The 25,431-nt window shown below is 71.0% G+C and carries 18 protein-coding genes; 9 read left to right on the top strand and 9 right to left on the bottom strand.

Annotated elements, in window-relative coordinates; genetic code table 11:
* Positions 1-105: 105 nt before the first annotated feature.
* From FGD71_RS22040 to FGD71_RS22030, 3 genes are all read right to left on the bottom strand, one after another.
* On the bottom strand, positions 106-1,470 hold the full coding sequence (locus FGD71_RS22040) for a phosphomannomutase/phosphoglucomutase (protein WP_119102218.1): 1,365 nt from the start codon (positions 1,468-1,470) through the stop codon (positions 106-108).
* A 92-nt stretch (positions 1,471-1,562) separates the two neighbouring features.
* Positions 1,563-3,179 (bottom strand): L-lactate permease, encoded by a 1,617-nt coding sequence (locus FGD71_RS22035; protein WP_119102217.1) that lies wholly within the window; start codon positions 3,177-3,179, stop codon positions 1,563-1,565.
* Positions 3,180-3,371: 192 nt separating this feature from the next.
* Complete coding sequence (locus FGD71_RS22030; protein WP_119102216.1) at positions 3,372-3,794, bottom strand: DUF3499 domain-containing protein; 423 nt, start codon at positions 3,792-3,794, stop codon at positions 3,372-3,374.
* Positions 3,795-4,143: 349 nt separating this feature from the next.
* Here FGD71_RS22030 and FGD71_RS22025 point away from each other — a divergent pair, with 349 nt between their 5' ends.
* A complete protein-coding gene (locus tag FGD71_RS22025) occupies positions 4,144-4,605 on the top strand; it encodes a metallopeptidase family protein (protein WP_119102215.1) in 462 nt (153 codons plus the stop codon).
* Positions 4,606-4,677: 72 nt separating this feature from the next.
* Here FGD71_RS22025 and FGD71_RS22020 read toward each other — a convergent pair whose 3' ends face one another.
* The 3 genes from FGD71_RS22020 to FGD71_RS22010 all read right to left on the bottom strand — a co-directional run bounded on the left by FGD71_RS22020 (position 4,678) and on the right by FGD71_RS22010 (position 10,398).
* Positions 4,678-6,177 (bottom strand): DUF5719 family protein, encoded by a 1,500-nt coding sequence (locus tag FGD71_RS22020; protein WP_119102214.1) that lies wholly within the window; start codon positions 6,175-6,177, stop codon positions 4,678-4,680.
* Positions 6,174-9,962, bottom strand: a complete 3,789-nt coding sequence (locus FGD71_RS22015) for a glycosyltransferase family 2 protein (RefSeq protein ID WP_119102213.1) — start codon at positions 9,960-9,962, stop codon at positions 6,174-6,176. Before FGD71_RS22015 ends, FGD71_RS22020 begins: the two co-directional genes overlap by 4 nt.
* A gap of 172 nt (positions 9,963-10,134) precedes the next feature.
* Positions 10,135-10,398, bottom strand: a complete 264-nt coding sequence (locus tag FGD71_RS22010) for a WhiB family transcriptional regulator (RefSeq protein WP_119102212.1) — start codon at positions 10,396-10,398, stop codon at positions 10,135-10,137.
* Between the two features lie 716 nt (positions 10,399-11,114).
* On the opposite strand from FGD71_RS22010, the gene FGD71_RS21995 reads away from it, so the two are divergent.
* The 4 genes from FGD71_RS21995 to FGD71_RS21980 all read left to right on the top strand — a co-directional run bounded on the left by FGD71_RS21995 (position 11,115) and on the right by FGD71_RS21980 (position 15,259).
* The gene (locus FGD71_RS21995; RefSeq protein WP_119102210.1) at positions 11,115-11,627 is read left to right on the top strand and encodes a cysteine dioxygenase; all 513 of its coding nucleotides are present in this window, start codon (positions 11,115-11,117) and stop codon (positions 11,625-11,627) included.
* A gap of 34 nt (positions 11,628-11,661) precedes the next feature.
* A complete protein-coding gene (gene cofD / locus FGD71_RS21990) occupies positions 11,662-12,621 on the top strand; it encodes a 2-phospho-L-lactate transferase (RefSeq protein ID WP_119102209.1) in 960 nt (319 codons plus the stop codon).
* 194 nt (positions 12,622-12,815) lie between these two features.
* Positions 12,816-14,159 carry a coenzyme F420-0:L-glutamate ligase gene (locus tag FGD71_RS21985; RefSeq protein WP_119102234.1) on the top strand — a complete coding sequence of 448 codons (1,344 nt, stop codon included), beginning with the start codon at positions 12,816-12,818 and terminating at the stop codon, positions 14,157-14,159.
* 77 nt (positions 14,160-14,236) lie between these two features.
* Positions 14,237-15,259 (top strand): DNA-3-methyladenine glycosylase family protein, encoded by a 1,023-nt coding sequence (locus tag FGD71_RS21980; protein ID WP_119102208.1) that lies wholly within the window; start codon positions 14,237-14,239, stop codon positions 15,257-15,259.
* 93 nt (positions 15,260-15,352) lie between these two features.
* Here the strand turns inward: FGD71_RS21980 and manB are convergent, their stop codons facing one another.
* Positions 15,353-16,435: a mannose-1-phosphate guanylyltransferase gene (manB, locus tag FGD71_RS21975; RefSeq protein WP_119102207.1), complete on the bottom strand. Its 1,083-nt coding sequence runs from the start codon at positions 16,433-16,435 to the stop codon at positions 15,353-15,355.
* Between the two features lie 177 nt (positions 16,436-16,612).
* Positions 16,613-17,962: a peptidoglycan recognition protein family protein gene (locus FGD71_RS21970; RefSeq protein WP_240436706.1), complete on the bottom strand. Its 1,350-nt coding sequence runs from the start codon at positions 17,960-17,962 to the stop codon at positions 16,613-16,615.
* A 129-nt stretch (positions 17,963-18,091) separates the two neighbouring features.
* On the opposite strand from FGD71_RS21970, the gene FGD71_RS21965 reads away from it, so the two are divergent.
* The 4 genes from FGD71_RS21965 (at position 18,092) to FGD71_RS21950 (ending at position 24,186) form a co-directional block, all read left to right on the top strand.
* Positions 18,092-18,847 carry a TIGR03089 family protein gene (locus tag FGD71_RS21965; RefSeq protein ID WP_119102233.1) on the top strand — a complete coding sequence of 252 codons (756 nt, stop codon included), beginning with the start codon at positions 18,092-18,094 and terminating at the stop codon, positions 18,845-18,847.
* A 274-nt stretch (positions 18,848-19,121) separates the two neighbouring features.
* Positions 19,122-20,432, top strand: a complete 1,311-nt coding sequence (locus FGD71_RS21960; RefSeq protein ID WP_119102205.1) for an LCP family protein — start codon at positions 19,122-19,124, stop codon at positions 20,430-20,432.
* Between the two features lie 242 nt (positions 20,433-20,674).
* The gene (locus FGD71_RS21955; protein WP_119102204.1) at positions 20,675-22,447 is read left to right on the top strand and encodes an LCP family protein; all 1,773 of its coding nucleotides are present in this window, start codon (positions 20,675-20,677) and stop codon (positions 22,445-22,447) included.
* 80 nt (positions 22,448-22,527) lie between these two features.
* Entirely contained in the window at positions 22,528-24,186 is a 1,659-nt protein-coding gene (locus FGD71_RS21950) for an LCP family protein (RefSeq protein WP_119102203.1), read from the top strand.
* 71 nt (positions 24,187-24,257) lie between these two features.
* Here FGD71_RS21950 and FGD71_RS21945 read toward each other — a convergent pair whose 3' ends face one another.
* Positions 24,258-25,310, bottom strand: a complete 1,053-nt coding sequence (locus FGD71_RS21945; RefSeq protein WP_119102202.1) for a glycosyltransferase family 2 protein — start codon at positions 25,308-25,310, stop codon at positions 24,258-24,260.
* Between the last annotated feature and the right edge of the window lie 121 nt (positions 25,311-25,431).

Here is a 25,431-nt window from a genome sequence, read left to right as displayed (position 1 = left end):
TGGCCTGGTCAGAGTACCGCTGTGGGGGGTTGGGCGCCGGGCTGTGTCCTTACCCCGGACTCCCGCACGCCGCCCCCCCCCCACCGTGGCCTCGTGGTGCTCGGCTCAGCCTCGGATGATGGCCAATGCCTCGTCTCGTACCTTCGCCATCGTCGCCTCGTCCCGTGCCTCCGCGTTCAGGCGCAGGAGGGGTTCCGTGTTGGAGGCGCGGACGTTGAACCACCAGTCGGCGGACGTGACCGTCAGGCCGTCGAGTTCGTCGAGGGTGACGCCTTCGCGGCCCTCGTACGTGGTCTTGATCGCGGCGAGGCGGGCGGCCTGGTCGTCGACCGTGGAGTTGATCTCGCCGGAGCCGGCGTAGCGGTCGTACTCGGCGACCAGGCCCGACAGCGGGCCGTCCTGGCCGCCGAGGGCCGCCAGGACGTGGAGGGCGGCGAGCATGCCCGTGTCGGCGTTCCAGAAGTCGGCGAAGTAGTAGTGCGCGGAGTGCTCGCCGCCGAAGATCGCGCCGGAACTGGCCATCTCGGCCTTGATGAAGGAGTGGCCCACGCGCGTGCGTACCGGCGTGCCGCCGTTCTCCCGGACGACCTCGGGCACCGACCACGAGGTGATCAGGTTGTGGATGACCGTGCCCTTGCCGCCGTGCTTGGCCAGCTCGCGCGAGGCGACCAGCGCGGTGATCGCGGACGGCGAGACCGGGCCGCCCCGCTCGTCGACCACGAAGCAGCGGTCGGCGTCGCCGTCGAAGGCGATGCCCAGGTCGGCGCCCTCCTCACGGACGCGCTTCTGGAGGTCCACGATGTTCGCCGGGTCGAGCGGGTTGGCCTCGTGGTTGGGGAACGTGCCGTCCAGCTCGAAATACATCGGGACGAGGTCGAGGGGCAGCCCCGCGAACACCGTCGGCACGGTGTGTCCGCCCATGCCGTTGCCCGCGTCGACGACGACCTTCAGGGGGCGGATGGAGGTCAGGTCGACGAGGGCGCGCAGGTGCGCCGCGTAGTCCTCCAGGGTGTCCCGCTGCGTGATGGTTCCCGGGGTGGCCGCCGGCTCCGGGGCTCCCGAGTCCGCCCAGGACTCGACGAGTTCACGGATGTCGGCGAGGCCGGTGTCCTGGCCGACCGGGGCCGCGCCGGCCCGGCACATCTTGATGCCGTTGTACTGCGCGGGGTTGTGCGACGCCGTGAACATCGCGCCGGGCAGGTTCAGCGACCCCGACGCGTAGTACAGCTGGTCCGTCGAGCACAGCCCGATCTCCGTCACGTCGACGCCACGCGCCGCCGCGCCGCGTGCGAAGGCACGCGACAGGCCTGGCGACGAGGGCCGCATGTCGTGCCCGATCACGATCGCGCCCGCGCCCGTCACCTGCGCGAAGGCCGCGCCGAACAACTCGGCCAGCGGCTCGTCCCACTGGTCCGGGACCACCCCGCGTACGTCGTACGCCTTCACGATCTGCGACAGATCAGCAGCCACGGCCAATCCTCCTGGATTCCTCTTGGGTGCCCCCAAACTACCCGCCTCCGCTGACACGCAGCCGGGAGGTGCCTGGGAGCGTGTGTACGGACTTAGGGAAGCATCCACTCCAGCACGGCGGAACTCTGTCCGACGACGATCAGGCACATCACCAGCAAAAGACCGATGCTCCAGGGCAGCACCTTGCGCAGCAGGTCCCCTTCGCGGCCCGCGAGCCCGACGGCCGCGCACGCGATGGTCAGGTTCTGCGGCGAGATCATCTTCCCCAGGACACCGCCCGAACTGTTGGCTGCCGCGAGGAGCTCGGGCGAGAGCCCGGACTCCCGCGCCGCCGTGACCTGCAGGGCGCCGAAGAGCGCGTTGGCCGAGGTGTCCGATCCGGAGACCGCCACGCCGAACCACCCCAGGACCGGGGACAGGAAGGCGAGCCCCGCGCCGGCCGCCGCCACGAAGTGGCCGATCGTGGCGGCCTGCCCGGAGAGGTTCATGACGTACGCGAGCGCGAGGACGGACGTCACGGTGAGGATCGCGAACCTCAACTCGTGCACGGTGGCCACCCATTCCTTGACGGCCACGCGCGCGTGCACCCCGAGAACGGCCGCCGTGCACAGACCGGCGAGCAGCACCAGCGTGCCGCCGGTCGAGACGATCGGCCACGAGAAGACGTTGCCGCTGACGGGGTCGCCGTCCGGGTTCGCGACGTCGAGGAAGGGCCAGTCGAAGGTGCGGGTCGCCTTCGCCAACAGGTCCTTCACCGCGGGGATCTGGGCGAGGGAGAAGATGGCGACGATCAGCGCGTACGGAGCGTAGGCGCGCACCACCTCGGGGCGCGGATCGTGCTCGTCCAGGTCCTCACTGCGTACGCCGGTCAGGACCGCGGCCCGTACGGGCTCGGCGGCGGGCCGGCGCGCGTGGGGCACCGCCACCAGGGCGCCCGCGCCCGCCAAAGCGGCGCCGATGTCGGCGAGTTGGGCGGAGACGTAGTTGGAGGCGGCGAACTGGGCGACGGCGAAGGCGACTCCGCACGCCAGCGCGGGCACCCAGGTCTCGCGCAGGCCCCGCCGGCCGTCCACCAGCCCGACGAGCACGAGCGGCACCACGAGGGCCAGCAGCGGTGTCTGACGGCCCACCACGGAGGCGACCGAGTCCAGGGGCAGGCCGGTGACTTGGGCCAGCGTCACGACCGGCGTACCCATCGCCCCGAAGGCGACCGGCGCGGTGTTGGCGACCAGCGCGACCACCGCCGCGCGGACGGGTTCGAAGCCGAGCGCGACCAGCATCACCGAGCAGATCGCGACGGGCGCACCGAAGCCCGCGAGGGCTTCCAGGAGCGCGCCGAAGCAGAACGCGACGACGAGCGCCTGGATGCGCGGGTCGTCGGAGAGCCTGCCGAAGGAACGGCGCAGGATGTCGAAGTGCCGGGTGCGGACGGTCATCCGGTACACCCACAGGGCGTTGACGACGATCCACAGGATGGGGAAGAGGCCGAAGACGGCGCCCTGGGCGGCACCGGACAGAGTCTGATCCAGGGGCATGCCGTACGCGAACAGGGCGACCAGGGCCGCCGCCGCGAGGCCGATGAGTCCGGCCAGGTGCGCCTTCATGCGGACGCCGCCGAGCAGGACCAGGACGATGACGAGGGGCAGGGTCGCGACGAGGGCGGACAGGCCGAGCGAATCGGCCACGGGCTCCAGTTCCTGGACGTACACAGAACCTCCCCGGGATTCCGCTATGCGGAAAGTGATTTCTCACGGGTGGGGAAAATGGTCGTGTCCGCGCCAAGCGCACGTCAATGCTCGCACAGCACCGAGTGAAATGTGCACAGTACATGCACGGAGACGTACACCGAGTGAAGTTCCCGCCGGGGAAGGGGTGTTCGGAGGGGAGCCCAGAGGGGAGGTTCAGGAGTCGGGCGAGCGCAGCACCCGCAGGTGACCGCGGCGCGCGACCTCCATCGGGTCCGCCCCTCGCGCCTCGCCGGCGGCGCGCGCCGCGCGCTCCTGCGGGCGGGCCGCCTCACGCACGGCGTTGGCGAGCGCCTCCAGGTCGTCTCCGCTGGGGCGGGCCGGACCGGAAGCGTCGGCGAGCCGGACGACCTCCCACCCGCGCGGGGCGGTGAGGCGCTCGGAGTGCTCGGCGCACAGGTCGTAGCAGTGGGGTTCGGCGTAGGTGGCGAGCGGGCCGAGGACCGCGGTCGAGTCGGCGTAGACGTACGTCAGCGTCGCGACGGCGGGACGGCCGCAAGCGGTGCGCGAACAGCGACGTACAGGGCTCACGACGTTGGACGGTACCGCACTCTTGAGCGGGCTGCGACGACTCTCCACGAGGTCACTCCACCGTGTCGTGCTGTGAGGCGGAACACACGGCATTTCGAACCGGCCTTACTGACCTGCGAGTACGACCTTGGTCGAGATACCGGACGGTCACATCCTGGTCACCATCCGACATAAACCCGTTCAATTGCCATGAGTTCGAAGCTCTTGGGGAGAAACGAAATCGAGCCCAAGCTTGGCTGGAATGGTCACCAAGCGGCAAGAGATGTCACCGCCGCAAGCGGTCGCCGGGGCGTCGGCCCTCGGGCCGCGGCGCTGACGGGAGGCGAGGCGGACACTGATCGGCCGGCCGCGTGGAGGCCGGGCAAGGGCACCGCGCGAGGATTACGCTTCGTCAGTGATGGACAATCCCGTACCCCCCGTACCGCCCCGCGCCGCCGACCCCCGGCCCCGCCGCCGCGACCGCCACGGCCGCGGGATGCGTGGACCCGTCGCGCCGCCCCAGGTGCCGCTCTCCGCGAGCCGGGCCGAGGTGTTCGCGGATCTGGTGCAGGACTCCGTGGAGCGGCTCGAGCGGCGCTGGCCGCAGCTCGCCGACATCGAGTTCGTGGTACTGGAGGTGCCGCGCCTGGACCCAGGTCGCGGCGGGGGCTGGGCCGACGAGGCGGTCCCCCTGGGCGGCACGATCGCGGCACAGGAGGGCCGTCCCGCCCGCGTGGTCGTCTACCGCCGCCCGGTCGAGATCCGCACCAAGGCACGCGACGAGCGAGCCGCCCTGGTCCACGAGGTCGTGGTGGAGCAGGTGGCCGAGCTTCTGGGCCTGACACCGGAGACCGTGGACCCCCGATACGGCGAGGACTGACGCGCGGGGAGGCACATCCGCCGAAGCCGCCCTGCTTCCGCGGCGGCGCCCCGCTCCGTACCGTCCCCTACTTCACTTCTGCAGCACCGACAGATCCTGCTGGGCGTCCGGCACGGCCACCGTCCCCCGGTCGTCCGGCAGCGTCTGCACCGTGACCATCGGTACCCCCTCTGCGGAGATCGCGAGGGTCCGCGCGGCGTAGACGGGGCCCCCGGAGACCGGCTCGACGGTCAGCGCGTACGTGCCCTTGAGACCGCTGGGGACGGGCGGCTCGATGTCCTGGGTGGTGCCGCCCTTGACCGTGTACGTCTTGGTCGCGGGCGTCCCTGCCTTGCTGCCCGCGGAGGCGGTGACCTTGACCTTGGCGCTGCGGCCGGGCGCGACCAGGGAGAGCGTGGAGCCCTTGGAGCGGTTGTCGGCGGACGTCGCGCGCGTGCCCACGGGCCTCGTGGCCGGAATGAACGCCGTCTCCTGCTTGTCGCCCTTGCCGCGCACGATCCGCAGCGCGGCCACGACCGGCACGGACTCCTCCGTCGGCGTCAGCATCAAGGAGCCCGCCTCGCCGCGCGTGACGTCGCCGAGGTCGACGGATGCCGTCATGCCCGCCTTCACATGCAGCGTCTCCGCCCCGGCGGGCGTGATCGGCCCGGACGGCGAAGCGAGCCGCACCTTCAGGTCGGCGTCCCTGTCGCCGGGCGCGAAGGCGACCAGGCGCACGGACGTGGCGTCCTTCGGGATACCCGGCAGAACGAGGCTGCCGGCCGGATCGGTGGAGGCGGCGAGCCAGTCGCCGCCGAGCTTGTCGTCGAGAGCCTGGACGGCGGCGGCGACCCGGCCGCTGCGCACGGTCACATGCACGGTCAGGTTGGTCTGCGGCTCGTCCGCGAGCGTGGACAGCAGCACCGGCTCCGTGGAGTGCGGCTGGACCTGAATGCCCTCCCCCACCGTCGACTTGAGGGCACCGTCCTTGCCGTACAGCTCGATGTCCACGACGGCGGCGGAGTCGTCGGGGTTGGTGAGGTGCACGTAGTCGCTGCGCTCCTCGGCGGTGCTGGCGCCCGGGAACCAGAAGTCCGTGTCCGGTGACGTGCAGTTGGTGCCGAGCAGCCCACGGCCGGTGCCCACCGGGACCTCGGTGGTCTGCTGGACGGTCCAGCCGGGCGCGTAGCTGCCCTCGGCGGTTCCGATCAGCGCGGGCGAGTCGGCGCCCGAGGCCTCGCCGGTGACGGGCTTGCCCGGCTCCTTCGGCTCCAGGACGGGCTTCTTGCCCTTTTCGGGCTTGTCGCCCTTCTGGGACCCGCCGTCGGCCGACTTCTCGCCCGCGAAGGCGAGTTCAGCCCGGCCGCTCGTGTCCGCGCCCTTCGTGACGGGCGTGTAGGACGTGTACGCGGTCTCGGCGACGTCCGAGATGCTGGGAGCCGGGCAGAGCAGGCTCGTGCGCTCCACGGGCATTTGGGCGGCCGCTTTCGCCGTGTCCCCACCGGAGGCGTCCGGCTCGGTGAGAGACGCGAATCCGGCGACGGCGGCGAGCGCGGCCACGCCGGCGATCAGGGACACGGTGGTGCGGTTCACTGCTGGCTCCCGTCGGGGCGCTCACTGTCTGTGCCGTGCGGCGGCTGTTGCTGCGGCGGCGGCTGCGGCGGCTGCTGCTGCTCGGGGTCGTACGGCGCGCCGTACCCCTGGGTGTACGTCTGCGCCGCGTCGTACGCCACGGTCCCGGAGTCGTACGCGTACGGGTCGTACTGGCCTGCCTGGTACGGATCCGCCTGGTAGGGCTGCTGCTCGTAGGTGCCCGCCGGGTACTGCTGGGCACCCTGGTACTGCTCGCCGCCGTATGTGCCGTAGTCGCCGCCCGAGTAGGCCGTCGTGTCCCACCCGCCGTACGACGGCTGAGGCGGCACGGGCGCGGAGACCGGGGCTTCCTCCGGAGGAGGGGGCGGTGGAGGGGAGCTCGGCGGCGGAGGGGAGCTCGGCGGGAACTGCCCCGCGGGGTCCGCCTGTGCGGACTGTTCCGCCTGTTCGGCCTCTGCCTGGGCGCGCAGCCTGCGGGCCCTGCGGCCCTCGCCGGAGACGGGCTGGGCGGGGACGACCGGCTCCTCGGGGAGGTCGTCGTCGACATCCCGGCGCCGGCCGGGCAGTGCCAGCACCACGAGGACGACGGCGAGCGAGCCCTGCGTCCACAGCCAGGCCGTGTGGCCCGTGGGTGCGTCGAAGGTGACGTCCAACCGGCCGCCGTCGGTGGGCAGTTCGAAGCCCTGCGCCCAGCCGTCGACCGTGGTCCTGGTCAGCGGCTTGCCGTCCAGCGTGGCGGTCCAGCCCTCGTCGGCGGTGTCGGCGAGACGCAGCACGCGGCTGTCGGCGCCGGAGGGGATCTTGGTGTGCAGCTCGACGGGTCCGGCGGCGATGGGCTGCGGGTCCCCGGAGTCGGGGACGATGGCCGCGCGCGAGACCTGCCGGTCCACGCGCCACAGGGAACTGCCGTCCTGCTGGCTCAGCCGGGTCAGACCGGGCGTGGCGTCCAGGACGCGCGTGACCTCGCGGGGCGCGCCCTTGTAGACCAGTACGTAACGCACGGCGAAGCCGCCGAGCTGCTTGGCCTGGTCGGCGCCGGAGCCTGCTACGAGGTTGGCGACGACGGAGTCGAGCTTCTCGTTCTCGCCGTCCGCGGCGGCCAGTTCGGCGTCGCCGAGCCGGGCACCGGAGCCGCGTACGAGCGTGTAGCCGACCCTGGCGGCCGAGTCGCTGTCGATGACGAGGGTGCGGGCCTGGTCGCGGGTGCTGCTCTCCTCCGCGACGAACGCGGGCACCTGGACGGGATCGCGCCGTTCCAGGGGTCCGTCGGCGCCGCGGATCATCCACCCGGCGGCGACGAGCAGCGGTCCGGCGGCCGCCGCGAACGCGATGAGCACGGCAACCGGCTGACGCCAGCCGAAGCTCTGCTCGGCCACGCGCGAGCGCGCCCCGTCGGCGCCGAGCGCGGCGGCGGCCAGGAGAGCGATGCCGTAGACGAGGGTGGCGGGCCCGGCCCAGGTGGAGCTGTTGGACAGGACGGCGAAGACGAGCGCCACAAAGGCGACAGCCCAGGCCGTCCGGATTCCCCACTGACGCTCCTGGCGCAGCAGCGCGGCCAGCGCGGCGCACACGATGCCGACGAGCATCAGCCCGCTGACCGTGCCGGGGCCGCCGGGGCTGCCACCGAGCAGGTCGAGCGCGGACGCCGCTCCCCCGCCGTACTCCAGACCGGCCTCCTGGAAGAAGCCGAACGGGAGCAGCGAGAGCGACCAGGGCGCCAGGATCAGCAGCGGTGTGCCGAGCTGGGCCAGGACGCGCGGCCCGTAGGCGACGATCTCGCCGCGGCGCACGGCCAGCAGGGCGAGGCCCAGTACCAGCGCGATGGGCCACACGATCGGTGTGAAGGCGGTGGCGAGGGACAGCAGCAGCGCGTACGCCCACGTGGCGCGCCAGCTGCCGCGTCCTGTCGACGAGGCGAGGCCGCTCGCCGCGATGCCCGCGCGCGCGATGAGGGGCAGCAGGACGGCGAGCACGGCGGTGCCGATGCGGCCGCCCGCGAGCGCGCCGGTGGCGGCGGGCAGGAAGGCGTACGCGACGGACGCCCAGGCGCGCAGCAGACGCGACTGGACGAGCGGCCGGGAGGCGAAGTACGCGGCGAAGCCGGCCAGCGGAACGGAGCCGACGAGGACGGCGGTGACAGCGAGTCCGGTGGAGCCGAGCAGCGCGCTCGCCAGCATCGCGAGGACCGCGAGGTAGGGCGGTGCTGACTCGGTGCCGCCGGTGCCGACCGGGTGCCAGCCGTCCAGGTAGCGCGACCAGAGCGCCGTGGCGTCGGACGGGGCCGGCAGCAGCGCGCCGCCCGCGAGCGCTCCGCTGCCGAGCAGCTCACGACAGGCGATGAGCGAGACGAAAAGGAGCACCACCAGGAGCATCGGTCCGGGCTTGCGGGCGATGCGCTTGAGCCGGGCGAACTGCTCGACCTCCAGGAACTCGGCATCGTCCCCGCCGGGCCCGGACTCGACGGCGCCGCCGTGCCGTCCGGCCGCGCTCAGCTCGGGATCGGATCGGCCCACGAGGTTGCTCGCGACCTGTTCGACGGTGGCCCGCACCGTCGCGCCGGGCGGCGGGAACAGCGCGCGCAACTCGCCCTTGTCGACCTGTGGCCGACCGCGCCGACGCCGGCCCGCGATGATCCGCTCGGGCCGCAGCAGCGTCCCCAGCAGACCGCGGATCTCATCGACGGCCTGTCCGGGGACCTTGCCGACGAGATAGGCGACCGTGCGCAGCAGCGTGCCGAGCACGAGTCGCAGCAGGACCCAGGGCAGCACCGAGGTGCGGGCGTTGACGAGCAGGGTGTAGACGGCGCCCGCTTTGTCCACCTTGTGCGGGGACGCGGAGGTGCGGCCCACGCAGTCGACGGTGCGCCGCTCGCGGGAGGCCGCCTCGGCGTGGCGTACGACCGCTTCGGGAGCGATGAGGACGCGGTGGCCTGCGGCCTGGGCGCGCCAGCACAGGTCGACGTCGTCACGCATCAGGGGCAGCCGCCGGTCGAAGCCGCCGAGCTGTTCGAAGACGTCGCGGCGGATCAGCATGCCGGCCGTGGACACGGACAGGACGGGCCGTACGTGGTCGTGCTGGCCCTGGTCCTGCTCGCGCCGGTCCAGGCCGGTCCAGCGGCGGCCGCTGTTGGCGATGGTGACGCCGACCTCGAGGAGTTGTCTGCGGTCGTACCAGCCGCGGAGTTTGGGGCCGACGATCGCGACGTCCCTGCCGAGCTCGTGTTCGTTCTCGACGACGCGGAGGAGTTGGGCCAGGGCGTCGGGCTCGGGGGCGCAGTCGTCGTGCAGGAGCCAGAGCCACTGGACGGGTTCGCCGTGCGGCAGTTCGGGCATGTCGTAGGCGTCGTCGCGCCAGGTGCGGGTGACCGGGTCCCAGCCGCTGGGCCGCTTCAGATACGGCAGGTCGTCCGGGGTGAGGATGCCGGCGGTGCGGGCGGCCTCGTCGACGGCCTGGCCGAAACCGGTGCGCCGGGCGAGGTGCAGGACCCGGTCGGCGCCGAGGGCTTCGGTGACCAGCCGGGCGGAGTCGTCCGCGCTGCCGGTGTCGGCCGCCAGGGCGTTCTGTACGGGGCGTTCCTGACCGAGCAGCCCGGTGAGGGCGTCGGGCAGCCAGCGGGCACCGTCGTGCGAGACGAGCACGGCGGTGACGACGTGCCGCGGCAACTCGGGCGGGCGGGTCGGGTCGGACGCCGCCTGGTGGGTCGGGACGAACGCTGCCGCGCGGGCTGGGTCGAACGCTGCGGTGGCAGCGTCATATTGAGCTGCCGTGTGGCTGTGCACGGACATCGAGGTACGGGCCCCGGTTCGATGGACTGCGGTGGACGCCTGAGCCCTGCGGGGGCACTGAGGCGTCTCGGACGGAGGCCCACACTAACGGCTGGGCACCACAGCGGCCCGCCGCCTGTGGACAACCCACCTGCGACGGGCCGATCGTTATGTGGAGCGCGTGCCGTTCGCGTCAGACGGCGGCCTTCTTCAGGCGGCGCCGTTCCCGTTCGGACAGGCCGCCCCAGATGCCGAAGCGTTCGTCGTTCGCGAGGGCGTACTCGAGGCACTCGGAGCGGACCTCGCAGGCGAGGCAGACCTTCTTGGCCTCGCGGGTGGAGCCGCCCTTCTCGGGGAAAAAGGACTCGGGGTCGGTCTGGGCGCAGAGCGCCCGCTCCTGCCAGCCCAGTTCCTCGTCGGCCTCGTCGACCAGCAGTTCCTGAAACAGCTCGGTCATGCGCGCCCCTCGTCCGTCTCGCGTCCCCGTGATGCTGCCGTTACCGATTCCGGCTGAACGACACGAGTGAAATTACAAGTGTGCAGCTCCGGGCGAGTCAAGCCGAGATCTGCTATTGGGCCCCTTATTCACTCTGCGGAACCAAGGCTTTGCGGAAAGTGTTCAAATCGGCATAAACCCTGACAGCATCAGAAGGCCCGGCCGGGACTCCCGCCCCACGCAGTGCCTACGGGGAAGGACGCCCGGGAGTTCGATCCCAGTTCCGACACGACACCCGAAGCGAACCGGATCACATTCCGATCACAGGATCGCAACGAGGCGCGCGGGCCCGGATGTGCGCCATGTGTCCCGGCGGATACGTGAGCAAACCTTTCACCTCACTGATGAACCGGATGAGGTGAAACATCTCCCACATAGCGGGCATCAGGTTGACAGTGGAGGTGTGAACCGCTGTCCTTGTGGGCATGCTCGCGAACTTGGTGCTCACCCCGACCCGCACTGCCGGGTCCCTCGGTGCTGCCTCCGGTCGCTGTAGCTGTTGCTGTCGCAGCTGTTGAGCTCTTCACGCTCCCGCTGCCGCCGGGTCCACTTCGGGTCTGGCCGCTGAATCCCTTCCGCCCGCACCAGGGCAGTCCCCTGACGCCCGTGCCCGGGCGGACGGTACGCGTCACCTCAGACCTCCAGCACACTCTTCCGCCGAGGAACCACCGCATCCCATGAACAGCGACAGCGACCTTCAGATCGCCGGCGACATCCTCGAAGTCCCGCACCTCCTCCAGGCGCCGCGCGCGCATCCGGCCACCGTGGCCGACTTCGTCGGTCTCGCCCGCTCCATCGCCGCCGACCGCTCCCAGTGGGAGCACCTCGTCCAGTACGACGCGACCTCCCGCTGGTACCACCGGCTGAGCACCGGCCCCGGTTATGAGGTGTGGCTGCTTTCCTGGGTGCCCGGGCAGGGCAGCGGTCTGCACGACCACGGCCGTTCCTCCGGCGTACTCACCGTCCTGGACGGCACGTTGACCGAGCGCACCGAGCGGGGCACGCGCGCGTTGGGGGCCGGAGCGCAACGGGTGTTCGCACCCGGATACGTGCACGAGGTGGTCAACGACGCGCTCGAGCCTGCCGTGAGCCTGCACATCTACTACCCGGGTCTGACCGAGATGCCGATGCACGCGACCAACTGCGCCGCGTCGCACGGTCATGAGGCCGGGGATGCCGTAACCGCGTGACGCGGTGTCGTACCCGCCTGCAAGACTGAACCTCATGCGCATTGTGGTTCTGGCAGGCGGCATCGGCGGTGCCCGGTTCCTGCGTGGTCTGAGGCAGGCCGCGCCGGAAGCGGACGTCACGGTCATCGGGAACACCGGGGACGACATCCACCTCTTCGGGCTGAAGGTCTGCCCGGACCTCGACACGGTGATGTACACGCTCGGCGGCGGCATCAACGAGGAACAGGGCTGGGGCCGGGCCGACGAGACCTTCCATCTCAAGGAGGAGCTCGCGGCGTACGGGGTGGGGCCGGAGTGGTTCGGACTCGGCGACCGGGACTTCGCGACGCACATCGTCCGTACGCAGATGCTGGGCGCCGGGTATCCGCTCAGCGCCGTGACCGAGGCGCTGTGCGACCGGTGGAAGCCGGGTGTCCGGCTGATCCCCATGTCCGACGACCGTGTGGAGACGCATGTGGCCGTCGAGGTCGAGGGCGAGCGCAAGGCCGTTCACTTCCAGGAGTACTGGGTGCGCCTGCGGGCCTCGGTCGACGCGCATGCCGTGGTTCCCGTCGGCGCGGAGCAAGCGAAGCCGGCGCCCGGGGTGCTCGAGGCGATCGCCTCGGCCGATGTGGTGCTCTTCCCGCCGTCCAACCCCGTCGTGTCCATCGGCACGATCCTCGCCGTGCCCGGCATCCGCGAGGCGATCGCCGAGGCCGGGGTGCCGGTGATCGGCCTCTCCCCCATCGTCGGGGACGCGCCCGTGCGCGGCATGGCCGACAAGGTCCTGGCGGCCGTCGGTGTGGAGGCCACCGCCGCCGCCGTCGCCGAGCACTACGGCTCGGGACTGCTCGACGGCTGGCTCGTCGACACGGTCGACGCCGCCACTGTGGACCGCGTGGAAGCCGCCGGCATCCGCTGCCGAGCCATCCCCCTCCTGATGACCGACCTCCCCGCGGCCGCCCGGATGGCCCGCGAGGCGCTGACGTTGGCTGAGGAGGTGCGGGTCGCTTGAGTGTGAGTGCGAGTGACGGGGTTCCTTCGAGACGCACACCTCCGGGCGACGCGGATGCGAGCGGACCGGCGGACGACGGCTCAGCCAGTGGCGGGGCTGTGGGCCGTGAGGGAAGGGGCGGCGGTGTGGTGAGCCGTCAGATTTCCGTGGGGGCGGGGAGCGTGGTCGACGAGGCTGCCGACGCAGACGTGTCAGTGTCGGGGAGCCCGGCCACGGGCCTGGTGCGTGGCGCGCCCGGCTATCAGGTGTGGGCGCTGCCCGGGCTGCCCGAGGTGCGGGAGGGGGACGATCTCGCGAAGTTGATCGCCGCCGTCGAGCCCGGGCTTGCCGACGGGGACGTGGTGCTCGTCACCTCGAAGATCGTGTCGAAGGCCGAGGGACGGATCGTCGAGGCGGTCGATCGTGAGGCCGCCATCGATGCCGAGACCGTGCGGGTCGTGGCCCGCCGCGGGGCGCTGCGGATAGTGGAGAACCGGCTGGGGCTCGTGATGGCCGCGGCCGGGGTGGACGCCTCCAACACGCCGTCCGGGACCGTGCTGTTGCTGCCCGAGGATCCCGACGCGTCCGCGCGCACGATCCGGGACGGGCTGCGGGACGCGCTCGGTGTCGACGTCGGAGTGCTGGTGACCGACACGTTCGGGCGACCGTGGCGCACCGGGCTCACGGATGTCGCCATCGGCGCGGCAGGCGTGCGGGTGCTCGACGACCTGCGGGGCGGCACCGACGCTCACGGGAACCCGCTCAGCGCCACCGTCGTCGCCACGGCCGACGAACTCGCCGCCGCGGGCGACCTGGTCAAGGGCAAGGCCGACGGGCTGCCCGTCGCCGTCGTGCGCGGGCTGCCCCACACGGTCACCACAGCCGCCGACGAGGACGAGGACGAGGGGACGCGGACCATGGTCCGGGGCGCACGCGACGACATGTTCCGGCTGGGCACATCCGAGGCCGTACGGGAGGCCGTCACCCAGCGGCGCACCGTACGGGCCTTCACCGACGAGCCCGTCGATCCCGGGGCGGTGCGACGGGCGGTGGCCGCGGCCGTGACCGCGCCCGCACCGCATCACACGACGCCGTGGCGATTCGTTCTCCTGGAGTCCGAGGAGTCCCGCACGCGGCTGCTCGACGCCATGCGGGACGCCTGGATCGCCGACCTTCGGCGGGACGGGAAGAGCGAGGAGTCCATCGCCAAGCGGGTGCGACGCGGGGACGTGCTGCGCAACGCGCCGTATCTGGTCGTGCCCTGTCTCGTCATGGACGGTTCGCACACGTACGGCGATCCGCGCCGGGACATGGCGGAGCGCGAGATGTTCGTGGTCGCCTCGGGCGCCGGCGTGCAGAACTTCCTGGTCGCGCTGGCCGGGGAGCGGCTCGGGTCCGCGTGGGTGTCGTCGACGATGTTCTGCCGCGATGTCGTCCGAGACGTTCTCGGACTGCCCGAAGCGTGGGATCCCATGGGGGCCGTCGCCGTCGGGCACGCGGCCGAGGAGCCGAAGCCCCGGCCCGAGCGGGATGCGGGGTCCTTCATCGAAGTCCGCTGACGTTCGTCCGTCTGCTCTCGCGTCCCGCGAAGCGCATACGCTCTGAGAACACAAGGAACTCCCTTAGGACCCCACCCGTGGCCGGACGTTTCGATCCCCGCCCCACGCGTACGACCGTACGCGGCGGTGACGTCGCCGCGTCCGGGCGCGTGCCGCGGCCGGCTGCGTCGCCCGAGACGGCCGGGCGTACGCGGGTCTGGACGCCGCCCGGACCGCTCGATCTCGGGCTCGTGCTCGGGCCACTGCGGCGCGGGTCCGGCGATCCGACCTTCGGCGCGACGCCGGACGGGGCCGTGTGGCGGACCAGCCGTACGCCCGTGGGGCCCGGGACGCTGCGTGTCGCGGTACGAGGCGGGGTGGTCGAGGGCCAGGCGTGGGGGCCGGGAGCCGACTGGCTGCTGGACCAACTGCCGCGGATGCTCGGAGAGTCGGACGACCCCGCCGCCTTCGAGCCACGCCATCGGCTCGTGGCGCTCACCCGGCATCGCCGGCCCGGCCTGCGGCTGACGCGTACCGGGCTGGTCATGGAGTCGTTGATTCCGTCGATTCTGGAGCAGAAGGTCACGACGGGCGAGGCGTACCGGGCGTGGCGGCTGCTCGTACGGAAGTACGGCGTGCCGGCTCCCGGGCCCGCTCCCGGGCCCGCTCCCGCGCGGATGTACGTCATGCCGGAGCCGCGGACCTGGGCGCTGATCCCCTCGTGGGAGTGGCATCGGGCCGGGGTCGACAACAAGCGGGCGTCGACCGTTCTCCGGGCGGTCCAGGTGGCTCGGCGGCTGGAGGAGGCCGTGCACTTCGAGCCGCCGCAGGCCCAGGCCCGGCTGGAGCTGGTGTCCGGGATCGGGCCCTGGACGTCGGCGGAGACCGTGCAGCGCAGCCATGGGGCGGCGGACGCGGTGACGGTCGGGGACCTGCACCTTCCCGGGATCGTGGGGTACGCCCTGGCGGGCGACCGGGACGCGGACGACGACGTGATGCTGGAGCTGCTGGAGCCCTACGCGGGGCAGCGGCACCGTGCGGCCCGGCTCATCCTGCTCTCCGGCCGCACGCCGCCGCGCCGTGCACCTCGTATGCCTCGTGGCGACATCGGTCGTTTATAGCGCTACCGGATCCGATCGCTGCTGACCCGACGGAGCGCTACCGATCCGACGGAGCGCTACTGATCCGACGGAGCGCTCTGATCCGACGGAGCGCTACTGATCCGAGGAGAAGCGAACCGCCCCCGCCGGAATCCGGGCGTCGCACCACACCCGTACGCCCTCCCGGAGCTCGTTGTCCGGGCCCACCGACGCGCCGTCGCCCACGACCACCCCCGTGAGAACCGAGCGCGCGCCGACCTGGGCCCTGGCCCCGATCAGGCTGTCGGTGACGACGGCTCCCGGCTCCACGACCGCCCCCGCCAGGACCGCCGAACCCGACAGCCGCGCGCCCGCTCCGATCACCGCGTCCTCGCCCACGACCGTGCCGCCCGTCAGTTTCGCGTCCGGGGCGACCGAGGCCGACGGCAGGACCAGGCTGTCGCCGCGGCGGCCGGGGACGGCCGGGGACGGGGCACGGCCGAGGACGAGGTCCGCGGAACCGCGCACGAAGGCCTGGGGTGTGCCCAGGTCCAGCCAGTAGGTCGAATCCACCATGCCCTGGAGGTGGGCGCCCGCGGCGAGCAACTCGGGGAACGTCTCGCGCTCCACCGAGACCGGCCGCCCGGCCGGAATCGTGTCGATGGTCGAGCGCCGGAAGACGTACGCCCCGGCGTTGATCTGGTCGGTGACGATCTCCTCGGGGGTCTGGGGCTTTTCGAGGAAGGCCTGGACACGGCCCGACGCGTCGGTCGGGACCAGGCCGTACGCCCTGGGGTCCTCGACACACGTCAGATGGAGCGAGACGTCCGCGCCCGACGACTGGTGCGTGGCGACGAGGGCCTTGATGTCCAGCCCGGTGAGGATGTCCCCGTTGAAGATCAGGACGGGGTCGTCGGGAGCGGAGTGCAGACGAGAGGCCACGTTCCGGATGGCGCCGCCCGTGCCGAGGGGTTCGACCTCGGTGACGTATTCGATGTGGAGCCCCAGCGACGATCCGTCGCCGAAGTATGGCTCGAATACCTCGGCCAGATAGGACGTGGCGAGCACGATGTGCTCGACCCCCGCCGCTCTCGCCCGGGCCAGCTGGTGCGTGAGGAACGGTACCCCGGCCGCCGGGACCATGGGCTTCGGCGTGTGCACCGTGAGCGGGCGCAGCCGTGTGCCTTTGCCGCCGACCAGGAGGATCGCTTCTGTCACCTGTCGTCTCTGCTTCCTGCTGGGGCCGGCCGAACTGTCTTTCGGCCGGACAGTGTATGCAGACCGTTCGATGGCCGTGGGGAGCCTCTGGTGGCCGTGGGGAGCCGCCGGGCCAGGGGGTCGGGAAACACCCCCTGGCCCGGTCCACCGGACGTCGTCACCTCCGCTGCCCGGACCTCACCGGCCCTGGTAGCGGGCCGAACTGGTCCTGGCCGTTCCGAGCTTGGCGTACAGCCGACCTCCCGGGCACGTGGTGGCGAAGCCGTCCCGGTGGCCGGAGATCACGTTCAGTCGCACATTCTTGCCTTTGCGGTAGAGGTTGCCACCGCCCGACTTCAGGTATGTCTTGCCGGCTGGATTGGCCCCGTAGATGCCGAGTTTCCACGCCGTGAGCCGGGCGATGGCGTTCACCGCGGCACCGCGCGGACGGCTGTAGCCGAAGGTGCCGAGGACGGCGATCCCCATGCTGTTGGTGTTGAAACCGAGCGTGTGAGCGCCCATGACCGGCTTGGTCACGCCCCCGGCGCGCCCCTCGTAGATGTTTCCGCACTTGTCGACGAGGAAGTTGTAGCCGATGTCACGCCAGCGCATGCTCTTGACGTGGTAGCGGTAGATACTGCGGATGACTGAAGAGGCTTGCGAGCAGCGGTAGGTGTTGCCCGTGGCGGTGTGGTGCACGAAGGCGGCCTTCACGGTCTTGGTGTAGGCGAAGTCCGGCTCACGCAGCTTCTCGTCGGCGCGCCAGCCGCGCCGGGTGACGATTTGCGGACGCGGGCCGATGTACGGCTGCGAGCGCTGGTCGGCCATGTCCTCGCCGCGGGTCGCGAGGAGGGCCTCCATCGTCTGCCGTCGGCTCAGCGCCGGGATCACGGTGGCGCCGAGGGGCGCGAGGTCGGAGTTGACGGCCGAGGACGCGGCGGACGCGGCGGTCAGCGGGCCGAGGCTCTGGGGCGGGGGATCGTCGCCGGGGTCGACCAGTTCGAGGCGGAGTCCGTCAGGCAGCGGCTCGCTCGCGCCGGTCCTCCCGGACCGCACACCTGCCTCGGCTTCCTCGGCCCCCTCGTCCGGGCCTGGTTGTACGCGTACTTCCACGCCGTCCGAATCCCCCACCCACAGCGGTGCCGTGGAACCGCGCACCCTCCCGGTGGTGCGCTCGGCGGCGTCCAGGTCGGCCGAGTGCTCCCGGTTGTGCGTCTCGATGTCCTGCCAGCCGGACCACCGGCTGGAGCCGGTCGCGCGCGTACGCACTTGGACGCGGCCGTGCAGTTCGGCGTCCGGGTCGTCCCAGACCACACCGACCAACGAGAAGCGGCGTACGTCGCGCTGGGGCAGTCCCTGCTCGGCGGCAGGCCCCAGGGTGCGGTCGCCGTCGAGGGGGGCGAGCGGCAGCGACTGGGTGCTGCCGGGGATGGCCGGGCCACCCGCCGCCGCCGGCCGCTCGGCCAGCGCGCCGGAGGGGGAGGCCAGCGGAAGGGCCAGGGCGGCCGCACAGGTCACGGCGATCGAGGAAAAGAGATATCCACGCATAAGGTCGATCTTGAACATATCCATACTTTCCTGTCCATCCGGGACTTGACGGACCGTCGGGTGCACTCGGCCGAACCGGTGGGCCCGCGCTCCTCCGCCCGGACGACCGCCCGCGTACGCTTGCGTCCCGTGAACGCCACCGACCGCACCCCTGCCGACCTGCTGCGATCCGCGCTCTCCGCGGACCCCGCGCGCCCCCTGGTGACCTTCTACGACGACGCCACCGGCGAACGCGTCGAACTGTCCGTGGCGACCTTCGCCAATTGGGTGGCCAAGACCGCCAATCTGCTCCAGGACGAGTGGTCCGCCGAGCCCGGCGAGCGGGTCGCCCTGCTGCTGCCCGCGCACTGGCAGACGGCGGTGTGGCTGCTCGCCTGCTCCTCGGTGGGAGTGATCGCGGATGTCGGGGGCGACGCGGCGGCCGCCGACCATGTCGTCGCCGGGCCGGGCCAGTTCGACGCGGGGCTCGCCTGCTCCGGCGACCGGATCGCCCTGTCCCTCGCACCGCTGGGCCGCCGCTTCCCGACTCCGCCCGCCGGGTACGCCGACTACGCGGTCGAGGTCCCCACCCACGGCGACCACTTCCAGGCGTACGCCCCCGTGGACCCGGAGGCTCCCGCGCTGATCGTGGCCGGGGCGGAGTACACGGGCGCGGAGGTCGTCGAGCGGGCCCGCGCCGACGCCCCCGGGCTCGACCTGACGGGACCCGGATCGCGGCTGCTGTCGGCGCGTCCGTACGACACCTGGGAGGGCCTGAGCGCCGGTCTGTACGCGCCGCTCTCCATCGGCGGCTCCGTGGTCCTGTGCCGCCATCTCGACCAGCTCGGCGAGGAGGCTCTCGCCAAGCGGATCGAGAGTGAACGGGTGACGGCCACGGCTCGCTGAGGCGATCCGTGGAAGTACGGCTGGGGACTGCGGGTCGTTCGCAGGGTGCGGGTCGTTCGTGGCTTGTCGCGCCCGCGCGGCGGAGCCGCATGATGTAACAGCCCCGCGCCCCTGACGGGGCGCCCCTCACCGTCGGCTCGAAGAAGTACCCGCGGCTCGACGAAGTACCCCGTTCGGCCTACCCCGCCCCTTCGCCCACGGGCCCCTCACGTCCGTCCGGGCCATGGTCGTAAGAGCACGACATGCTCGTACGCCATGAGGGGTGGACCCAGACGTGAGCGACACCGCGGGTACGCCCTCCTCGGGGCCCGGGCCGATGGGCGCCGAAGGCGTTCTCGGGCCGGGTGCGGGCGTGTCCCCCACCGGTGCCGGGCGCGCGCGGCGCCGGCGGCGGTGGCTGCGGTACGCGGCGATCGGAGCGGCCGTCGTCGTGCTCGGTGCCGCGGGGGCCGGCTGGGCGGTGTACGAGAAGCTGAACGGCAACATCACCGCGGACGAGGCCGCCGCCGCCGAGCTCGCCCGTTATGAGAAGGAGCGGCCGACCGCTCTGGTCCGGGGCGCCCAGAACATCCTGCTGATCGGGTCGGACTCGCGCTCCGGCGACGGCAACGGCGAGTACGGACGGGACTCCGGCACCGAACGCTCCGACACCGCGATCCTGCTGCACCTCGCGGCGGACCGGCGCAGCGCGACCGCGGTCTCGCTCCCCCGCGATCTGATGGTGGACGTGCCCGGCTGCCGCCGCCCGGACGGCAGCCGCTCGAAGCCGGTGTTCGCGATGTTCAACCACGCCTTCCAGACCGGGGGTTCGGCCTGCACGATCCGCACGGTCGAGAAGCTGACGAACATCCGCGTCGACCACCACGTGGTCGTGGACTTCAGCGGCTTCAAGGACATGGTCGACGCGGTCGACGGCGTCCAGGTCTGCCTCAAGGGGCCGATCGACGACCCCGCGGCCAAACTGCGGCTCCCCGCGGGCAGGGTGAAGCTCGACGGCGAGCAGGCCCTCGGCTACGTACGCGCCCGCAAGAGCATCGGCGACGGCAGCGACACCGAACGGATGGGCCGCCAGCAGCGGTTCCTGGGGGCACTCGTCAACAAGGTCCGCGGCAACGACGTACTGCTGAATCCCGTGAAGCTCTATCCGTTGCTCGACGCGGCGACCTCGTCGCTCACCACGGACCCGGCACTGGCGAACCTGAGGGGCTTGTATGACCTGGTCCGCGGCATGCGCGATATCCCTACCGAACGTGTGCAGTTTCTGACGGTGCCTCGAGAGTCGTACACCCACAACGCCAATCGTGACCAGCTTGTGGAGCCCGAGGCGGAGAAACTCTTCGATCGGCTCCGGAGGGACGCTCCGGTGGAAGTCGCCAAGGAAGTTCCGGAGGATTCCGGAGCAAAACGGAGCGAAGAAGTACCCGGAGGCGATGGGGAATCGCGGGGAAACAACGGCAAGAAGCCGGACGGCCACGGCGACGAGAACGGCAAAACGGGCGGAAAGCGGCCTGACACGCCTTCACGCACGTCGAGCCCGGCGCCGACTTTCCGCGGCAACACCGCGGCCGATGACGCCTGCGGTTAACCGCCGAACGCGCCTGCGAGTAAAGCGCACGTCAAGACGGGGAACATTCGTTCAAAGAAATAGGTCGGATTGCCCGGTTGTAAGACGTGGAATTTGTCACCGGCGTCCCTTGACGCTGAACTGGCCGGATAGTGTGAGCGATCCGGTGCAACCGGCCATGAGGTCGCGCACTGCTTGGAACCAGACCGAGCGCCTTGGAGGGGGAAGGCGCCGCGTGGCCCCGACGGAGGACTCAGACAACCGTGGACGCGCAAGGCCGTGGGCGGGCGGACAACATCGACCCCGCAGACCAATGGGTACTCAATCCGAACACCGGTGACTACGAACTGCGACTGCAGCCTTCCGCAGCGCAGCCATCGGTTCCGGGGCCCCGTTCCCGCAGAACCGCGAAGGCGGGTGTCGCGGCCGCCACCGCGACCGGTGCGGCCGCGCCCACGCGCGGCCGTACGGCGCCGGGGCGCGAGCGCCGCGGCACGACGGAGGACACACTTCTGGAGCCCTCGGTGCCAGGACAGCGCAGGCGGCGCCCGCCGCAGGACCCGCCGCCCAGCCGTCGCAAGGGCCGCCCGAAGAAGTCGAAGGGCAAGAGGATCCTGATCTGGACGGGCGGCACGATGGCCTTCCTCCTGGTCGGAACGAGCGCGGCGGCGTACCTCTACTACGAGCACCTGAACGGCAACATCACGTCCGTCTCCGACGACGGCGCCGGCACCGGCGGCTTCAGCAAGGACCGGGCGATCAACATCCTGCTGGTCGGCACCGACAAGCGCACCGGCAGCGGTAACGACGGCTACGGCGACTCCGGCAGTGCCGGTCACGCCGACACCACGGTCGTCCTGCACGTCTCCAAGGACCGTACGAACGCCACCGCGTTGAGCATCCCGCGTGACCTGATCACGGACATCCCGGACTGCCCGACGACGCAGAAGGACGGCAGCACCAAGGTCATCCGGGGCACCCAGGGCACCCGCTTCAACAACAGCCTCGGCCAGGAAGGGCGGACGCCGAGCTGCACGATGCGGACCGTCACCGAACTGACCGGCATAAAGATGGACCACTTCATGGTGGCCGACTTCAACGCGGTCAAGACGCTGACTTCGGCGGTCGGCGGTGTCGAGGTCTGTCTGGCCAAGGACATCAACGACCCGGACTCCAAGCTCAAGCTGTCCAAGGGCAAGCACACCATCGAGGGTGAGGAGGCGCTGGCCTTCGTCCGCACCCGCCACTCCGTGGGCTTCGGCGGCGACCTGAGCCGGATCGGGCTGCAGCAGCAGTTCCTCAGCGCCCTGATGCGCAAGCTCAAGTCGAACGACACACTCACCAGCCCGACGAAGCTGCTGAAGCTGGCGGAGGCGGGTACCAAGGCGCTGACCGTCGACTCCCAGATCAACGACATCAACAAGCTCCGCGACCTCGGCCTCGAGCTGGGCAAGTTCGACACCAAGAACCTGTCCTTCACCACCGTGCCCGTGATCGACAACCCCGCGGAGAAGGTCAAGACGACGGTCGTCCTGCAGGAGCCCCAATCCGACCAGCTGTTCTCCCTGATCCGCGACGACACATCGCTCACCGCGGTCAAGCAGCAGCAGAAGAAGGAGAAGGCCGCGGTCGCCGCCCGCCTCAAGGGCAGCAAGGCCGACCCTTCGGAGGTACGCGTCCGGGTCCTCAACGGCGGTGCCCCCGCCGGCTCCGCACAGGAAACCCTCAACTGGCTGCAGAACGACGAGGGCGTGACCAAGTCCGAGAACGCGGGCAACGCCGAGGCGACCCTGAAGAAGACGACCCTCGAGTACGCTCCCGATCAGGCCGACCAGGCACGCAGGCTCGCCGACCTCATGGGCCTGCCCGGATCGGCCATGAAGCCGGGCGAAAGCGTGACCAACTCCCAGGGACAGCCCGCGATTACTCTCACCCTGGGGGAGGACTTCAAGGGGGCAGGGGTTTCCCTGACCAATCCGTCGAAGGCGTCGGATGTCCAGAAGTCCACTGCGGACAAGGTTGAGTGCGCCAAGTGACCTAATGGGTCCGTCCCGCGTCTAACAAGGCGCGGGACGGACCCGTGTGCAGGTGGGCGCAAGGGGTGGGAGGCAGGGACATGGCGCACAGCAGCGTGCGTGGGGAGGGGCCCAGATCGCGCGCCCCGCATTCGGCGGACCGAGGCGGGGAGCACAGCCGGTACGAGGCGCGGGGCGAGGACTCCACTCCGGCGCCACGGGGCCGAAGACGTAGCGGCGGCGGAGGGCGGCACGGGGGCGGGCCGCAGATACCTCGGCGCGGTCGGCGGATCCTTCGATGGTTCGCGATCGTGCTCGCCGTCCTGATACTCGGTACCGCCGGCGCGGGATATCTGTACTACGAGCATCTCAACAGCAACATCAAGCAGGACGACCTGAACCTCGGCGACACGAAGATCGCCGAGCCGACACCGAACGCGGCGGGTCAGACCCCCTTGAACATCCTGCTCATCGGGTCGGACGCACGGGACTCGAAGGAGAACCAGAAGCTCGGCGGCGCCAAGGACACCTTCGGCAGCACGCCCCTCGCGGATGTCCAGATGCTGCTGCACCTGTCCGCCGACCGCTCCAACATGTCGGTGATCAGCATGCCGCGCGACACCCTGGTGAAGATTCCCAAGTGCACCGATCCGGAGGACGACAAGGTCTATCCGGCGAGCACGCGGCTGACGATGACCAACCAGTCCCTCGGCCGCGGCGGCCCCGGTTGCAGCGTGGCCACCTGGCAGGAGCTCACCGGGATCCATATCAACCACTTCATGAAGATCGACTTCGCGGGTGTGGTGTCGATGGCGGACGCCATCGGCGGAGTCCCGGTCTGCGTGGACGCCAACATCTACTCCCGCGACAGCGAGGGCCACGGTTCCGGCCTGAAGATGAAGAAGGGCACTCATCCCGTCAAGGGCGAGCAGGCCCTGCAGTGGCTGCGCACCCGCTACGGCTTCGAGGACGGCAGCGACATAGGCCGCGCCAAGGCGCAGCACATGTACATGAACTCCATGGTCCGGGTGCTGCGCGAGAACGCCACCCTCAGCAACCCCAACAAGCTGCGCTCACTCGCCGAGAAGGCCACCGAGGCCATCACCGTGGACCCGGGCCTGGACACCGTCAAGAAGCTCTACGACCTCAGCAACGAGCTGAGGAAGGTACCGCCGAAGCGCATCACCATGACGACGATGCCGTACCAGTACGTCGGCGCGCGGGTGGTGCCCAAGCCGGGTGACGCGGAGAAGCTGTTCCGGCTGGTGCGTGAGGACATCGCCCTGGACGGGAAGAGCGCGAAGAGTCCGGCGAAGGAGAAGGTCTCCAAGGATCCGGCCGCGGCGGATGACGAAATCGGGATCGTGGTGCAGAACGGCACGCGCACGTCCACCCTCGGCCCCGTCTCCGGGCGTGCGGGCGCGGTGAGCGGACTGCTCGTCGGTAAGGGCTTCACCAAGGCGACGGCCGACCACTCGGCACAGTTGGCGGAGGACAAGACCGTCGTCCGCTATCCGAGCGCCGAGCTGGAGGGTGATGCCCAGCAGGTCGCCAAGGCCCTCGGCATTCCCCTGCGTTCGGTGGAGAGGTCGACCGACGTCTCAGGGGTGACCCTGGTCGTGGGCGCGGACTGGCGCGAGGGCACGGTGTACCAGGCCGAGAAGGAGGACGACAAGACTCCGACGTCGGCCGACGCGCTGAACGGCGCGAACGACAAGGCCTGCATGCACGTCGACCCGAACTTCACCTGGAAGTCGTAACGGAGTGTGGGCCGCCTCTCGGCGAGAGGCGGCCCACACCCACACGGCTGAGGCAGGGCTCGGGCAGAGGCTCAGGCCTCGCTCAGCACCGCCGGGCGCCGCGAGGCGATGACCTTCTTGGCCAGGGCCTTCGGGCTGGTCAGGAAGCCCCAGCCCCAGGACATGTGCATGGTGGCGAGGGCGACCGGGACCTGCAGCCGCGCCTTCAGCGGAAGTCCCTTGCCCGCCGGTACGGAACCCGCGGCGATGGCCAGGAGGTAGCCGGCCGGGATCACAAGACCCCACGGAGTCAGCGCCGCGCCCACCACCACGCCCGCCGCGATCGCGCAGACCGCGGTCGGCGGGGCGAGGTAGCGCAGGTTGATGGAGCCCTCGTGGTAGCGGGCGACGACGTGGCGCCAACGGCCGTAGTCCTTGTACTGCTTGGCCAGCGCCTTCACGCTCGGCCGCGGCCGGTAGGAGACCTTCAGCTCGGGCGAGAACCAGATGAGCCCGCCCGCCTCCCGGATACGGAAGTTCAGCTCCCAGTCCTGGGCGCGGATGAACTCCTCGTTGTAGCCGCCCTGTTGCTCAAGGGCCTCCCGCCGGAAGACACCGAGGTAGACCGTCTCGGCGGGACCCGCTTCACCGCCGGTGTGGAACGCCGCGTTCCCCACGCCGATCTTCGACGTCATGGCGGCGGCGACCGCGTGCTCCCAGTCGTTCTCGCCCTCGGCGTGCATGATGCCGCCGACGTTCTGCGCGCCGGTGTCCTCCAGGAGGCGCACGGCGGTCGCGATGTAGTCCGGCGAGAGCATGCCGTGACCGTCGACGCGTACGACGACGGGGTGGCGGGACGCCTTGATCGCGGCGTTCAGCGCGGCCGGGGTGCGCCCGGTCGGGTTCGGGACCGTGTGCACGCGCTTGTTCGGGTGGGCCGCGGTCTCGGCGACGAGTTCCGCGGCGATGTCGTCCGTACGGTCCGTGGAGGGACCGAGTGCGATCACGACCTCCATCTCGCCCGCGTACTCCTGGGCGAGGATCGCTTGAACCGCTCCGCGCAGATGCCGCTCCTCGTTGAGAACGGGCATGATCACGGATACGGCGGGGAGACGCCCGTCGGAATTCACGCGCTGGGGCTCCATCTCGTCTTCTCGGCCGGGGTCCGGGGTCCGGATGGCCGGGGGGCCTGAGGCCGGCCCCCGGGAAAGGCAACAACGGGGGTACGTTACCGCGAACGGGGGACACGGTCGCGCGCCGCCCGGG

This window comes from Streptomyces sporangiiformans, assembly GCF_005768555.2.
GTDB lineage: Bacteria > Actinomycetota > Actinomycetes > Streptomycetales > Streptomycetaceae > Streptomyces > Streptomyces sporangiiformans.
This window is presented reverse-complemented; position numbering and strand designations above follow the sequence as displayed.